The 1,249-nt window shown below is 66.0% G+C and carries 1 protein-coding gene and 1 pseudogene; one reads left to right on the top strand and one right to left on the bottom strand.

The annotated features are described in order from the left end of the window. Positions 1-3: 3 nt before the first annotated feature. Entirely contained in the window at positions 4-612 is a 609-nt protein-coding gene (locus D472_RS29565; RefSeq protein ID WP_017606272.1) for a helix-turn-helix domain-containing protein, read from the bottom strand. Positions 613-844: 232 nt separating this feature from the next. Between D472_RS29565 and D472_RS0120195 the strand changes: the two are divergent. Beyond that, a pseudogene (locus tag D472_RS0120195) lies at positions 845-1,249 on the top strand (hypothetical protein); the annotation flags it as partial.

The raw sequence follows: 1,249 nt of genomic DNA, 5'->3' as shown, positions 1-1,249 counted from the left end.
AGCTTAAGGATCACTGGTCCGTGTCCGAATTGACTTGACACATTCCGATTCGGCGAAACGAGACGCCAGACGCAGGACCTTCGGTTGATCGGAGGGTTCGACCGAAGTCGCGAGTTGGCGTAGAGCGTTCGTGTGGGAGACCGCGATCGGAAAGACCATGGAAGGCGATGTGTGTTGCCCCAGTGCTCGTAGCCCACCCAATTGGGCGCGAAAACCATCGAGGGGTGGTGCGGTGTTCTTCCTACGGGTATGTGAGGGCGCCTCACCCATCCCTAACAAGGAGAAACCGCTGAGGGCCAGGGCGGAGCGACGGTCCAGGCCGATGAAACCGGTTTCACCGTCCGGGGTCAGACTCATGAGCCATACCTCTTGTTCTTGACTGGTGGGTTCCGTCGGGACGTCGGTTCGGGGAGTGGGCGCCGGGACCAGGGAGGAAAGCGCCCCCTGTGCCTCAAGGGCCGCGTCGCAAGCTCGAGCCAGATCTGGTGTGGCGGGCTTGGTCCCGTTCTCCACCTTGCTCAGGTAGCCCTTGCTGTAGTGGGCACGGCGGGCGAGTTCCTCAAGGCTTATTCCGGCGGTCGTGCGGCGATGACGGAGCTCGGTACGGAACATTCTTGTCACCTCGGGGGGTCGTCGGTGGGGGTGGACCGTTGCCTGTGGTGGAAGGCGGTGGGAAACAGAAATGTCGGGGCGGGGGCGACACGGGGGTGTCTCCGAGAGGGCACGAGTCGGGCTTTGGTGGCACGGGCGCGTCGGTTGTCGGGCACACTGGCCTGTGGACCCTTTCGAGTCGATACTCGTCCCCCCGCAAGAGATACCCCGTCCCCCGTAAGAGGAGACCCCCGTGGCCACCTTCGCCCGTACCCGCCTGGCGGTGGTCGTAGTGGTGTTGCTCGTCCCCGCGACGCTGTATCCACTGCTGGGGACGTGGACACTGGCGTGGTTGCCGGTGGCGTTGGGGCTGCTGGGCCTGGCCTTGGCCCGGCCCGCCGTGCTGAGGCAGGTCGTGCTCGCGATCGTGCGGACGTTGAGCGGGAAGGATCTCGAGGAAGAGCGGGACCGCAGGCGGGACCCGCTCCCGGAATCCGATTCCGACCAGGCGCCCAGGGACCGTTCCGACCAGGGCGATGAGCCCGATCCGGTGCCCGCACCGCGCGGGGAGAGCGGCTCCCGGGGTGTTCGACTGCGCCGCACCGAACTGCCCAGCGCCATGGCCGACTACGACTTCGTGTTCTCCGCGCGCGTGCAC

The organism is Nocardiopsis alkaliphila YIM 80379 (genome assembly GCF_000341005.1).
In the GTDB taxonomy this organism is placed as follows: Bacteria; Actinomycetota; Actinomycetes; order Streptosporangiales; family Streptosporangiaceae; genus Nocardiopsis; species Nocardiopsis alkaliphila.
The sequence above is the reverse complement of the archived record's forward strand: the minus strand, read 5'-3'. Positions and strand labels throughout refer to the sequence as shown.